The 2,651-nt window shown below is 70.1% G+C and carries 4 protein-coding genes; 3 read left to right on the top strand and 1 reads right to left on the bottom strand.

What is annotated here, in order from left to right; all coding sequences use genetic code 11:
• Together nudC and C3488_RS39520 are read left to right on the top strand one after the other, a co-directional pair.
• Positions 1-403: NAD(+) diphosphatase (nudC, locus tag C3488_RS39525; protein WP_103845621.1), on the top strand; the 403-nt coding region annotated here is incomplete at its 5' end.
• Positions 404-407: 4 nt separating this feature from the next.
• Positions 408-1,031, top strand: a complete 624-nt coding sequence (locus C3488_RS39520; RefSeq protein WP_103845620.1) for a bifunctional 2-polyprenyl-6-hydroxyphenol methylase/3-demethylubiquinol 3-O-methyltransferase UbiG — start codon at positions 408-410, stop codon at positions 1,029-1,031.
• A 46-nt stretch (positions 1,032-1,077) separates the two neighbouring features.
• Here the strand turns inward: C3488_RS39520 and C3488_RS39515 are convergent, their stop codons facing one another.
• Positions 1,078-1,320, bottom strand: a complete 243-nt coding sequence (locus C3488_RS39515) for a mycoredoxin (RefSeq protein ID WP_103845619.1) — start codon at positions 1,318-1,320, stop codon at positions 1,078-1,080.
• Between the two features lie 123 nt (positions 1,321-1,443).
• Between C3488_RS39515 and C3488_RS39510 the strand changes: the two genes are divergently transcribed.
• Positions 1,444-2,651: ATP-dependent helicase (locus tag C3488_RS39510; RefSeq protein ID WP_146068033.1), on the top strand; the 1,208-nt coding region annotated here is incomplete at its 3' end.

Here is a 2,651-nt window from a genome sequence, read left to right as displayed (position 1 = left end):
GGTCACGGACGACGAGGACCGCATCCTGCTCGGCCGCCAGGTGCACTGGCCCGAGGGCCGCTTCTCGACCCTCGCCGGCTTCGTCGAACCGGGGGAGTCCATCGAGCAGTCGGTGCGGCGCGAGGTGTTCGAAGAGGTCGGCATCGCCATCGGCGAGGTCCGGTACATCGCCAGTCAGCCCTGGCCCTTCCCGTCCAGCCTGATGCTCGGCTTCCTCGCGCACGCCACCACCACCGACATCGACGTCGACGGGGACGAGATCCACGAGGCCCGATGGTTCTCCCGCGAGGAGCTGCGCTCCGCGTTCGAGACCGGAGAGGTCCTGCCGCCGTACGGCATCTCCATCGCGGCCCGTCTGATCGAGCTCTGGTACGGCAAGCCCCTGCCGACCCGGAGCGTCTGACCGGATGCCGGCGCGCACGAGAGACCCGTACTGGAACCACAACGTCCACTACCACCCCGCGGTCCTCGCCGCAGTCCCTGACGACTGCGGCGCGGCTCTGGACGTCGGCTGCGGCGACGGCCTGCTCGCCCGGAAGCTCGCGTCGAGGGCGAAATCCGTCACGGGCGTGGACCGCTCGCCGGACATGATCCGGCTGGGGCGCCGGGACGTGCCCCCGAACGTCACCTTCCTCGCGGCGGACTACCTCGATGCCGCCTCCCTGCCGGAAGGCGGGTACGACTTCGTCAGCGCGGTCGCCGTCGTCCACCACGCGGCCTTCGAGGAGGCGGTGGAGCGTCTGGTGCGGCTCGCGGCGCCCGACGGGCGAGTGATGATCGTCGGGCTGGCGTACAACCGGACGTTCCTCGACTGGGTGATCAGCGGCTGCGGCGTGCCGGCGAGTCGGCTGCACGCACTGCTGCGAGGGGGCAAGCGCGGCCCGGCCGGCATGCCGATGGAGGACTCGACCATGCACTGGGGTCAGGTCCGCGAGGCTGCCCGTCGACTGCTGCCTGGCTGCCGCTTCCGGCGCCGGCTCCTGTGGCGGTACACGCTGATCTGGGACAAACCACATGAAGGCGGCCCCTGAGGCATGTCAGGAACCGCCTTCCGTGCAGGGCGTACCCCTGCGGCCGTTACGCGCCGATCTTCTGCTTGACCTGTGCCAGCGACGGGTTCGTCAGTGTCGTCCCATCCGGGAACAGCACGGTCGGAACCGTCTGGTTTCCGCCATTCGCCTTCTCCACGAACGCGGCCGACTCCGGGTCCTGCTCGATGTTGATCTCGTCGTACGCGATGCCCTCACGGTCCAGCTGGCTCTTCAGCCGGCGGCAGTAGCCGCACCACGAGGTGCTGTACATCGTCACAGTGCCCGACATGTCGGTTGCGCTCCTTTACGGCTAGGGTGCGTGGTCGCTGAGAAGGCAACGTTCCTGAAGGTTCCACCATTCCCCGCCCGCACCGACGTCCGCACCGGACACGCAAGGGTTGTCGGCAGGGGCGTGACGGCTGTCGTAGTCGTATTAGTACGACCGAAACCTTCCCCCTGTGGACAACCGCCGCACCCGCCTCCGCCGACCTGGCAGCATGGCGGGGTGACAGCAGCAAGGCATTCCACCCTCTTCTCCCGGGTTCCCGGCAGTTCCCCGTACTCGGCTCCGCCGAGCGGGGCGGACGCCGTGCTCGAGGGGCTCGACCCCGAGCAGCGCGAGGTGGCGACCGCCCTGCACGGCCCGGTGTGCGTGCTGGCCGGCGCCGGCACCGGCAAGACGCGGGCCATCACCCACCGCATCGCCTACGGAGTCCGGGCCGGCATCCTCCAGCCCTCCAGCGTGCTCGCTGTCACCTTCACCAACCGTGCCGCCGGCGAGATGCGCGGGCGCCTCCGGCAGCTCGGCGCCGCCGGCGTCCAGGCCCGCACCTTCCACTCCGCCGCTCTGCGCCAGCTCCAGTACTTCTGGCCGAAAGCGATCGGCGGCAGCCTCCCGAAGATCGTCGACCGCAAGGTCCAGATCGTCGCGGACGCGGCCGCCGCCTGCCGCATCCGACTCGACCGCAACGAGCTTCGGGACGTCACGGCCGAAATCGAATGGTCTAAGGTCACCCAGACCGTTCCCGCCGACTACGCCGCCGCGGCCGCCAAGACCGGCCGCGAAGCGCCCCGCGACCCCGCCGAGATCGCCCAGCTCTACGCCGCGTACGAAGACCTCAAGCGAGAGCGCGGCGTCATCGACTTCGAGGACGTCCTCCTCCTCACCGTCGGCATCCTCCAGGACCGACACGACATCGCGGAGGAGGTCCGTGCCCAGTACCAGCACTTCGTCGTCGACGAGTACCAGGACGTCAGTCCCCTGCAGCAGCGTCTGCTGGAGCTGTGGCTCGGCGACCGCGACAACCTGTGCGTGGTCGGCGACGCCAGCCAGACGATCTACTCCTTCACCGGCGCCACGCCCGACCACCTGCTCGACTTCCGCATCCGGCATCCGGGAGCCACGGTCGTCAAGCTGGTCCGGGACTACCGCTCCACCCCGCAGGTCGTCCATCTCGCCAACGGCCTGCTCGCCCAGGCCCGGGGCCGTGCTGCCGAGCACCGCCTCGAACTGGTCTCGCAGCGCGACCCCGGCCCCGAGCCCGTCTACACCGAGTACGCCGACGAGCCCACCGAGGCGGAGGGCGCCGCCCGCCGCATCCGCGACCTGCTCGCCGACGG

The organism is Streptomyces sp. Ru72 (assembly GCF_002920635.1).
Lineage (GTDB): Bacteria > Actinomycetota > Actinomycetes > Streptomycetales > Streptomycetaceae > Streptomyces.
Note: the sequence above shows the minus strand (reverse complement) of the source record. Positions and strands in the feature narration are given on the sequence as shown.

What these genes read in the sequence shown, in the direction of transcription:
- C3488_RS39520 (WP_103845620.1), top strand. Translation starts at nt 408, where the DNA reads ATGCCGGCGCGCACGAGAGACCCGTACTGGAACCACAACGTCCACTAC.
- C3488_RS39515 (WP_103845619.1), bottom strand. Translation starts at nt 1,320, where the DNA reads ATGTCGGGCACTGTGACGATGTACAGCACCTCGTGGTGCGGCTACTGC.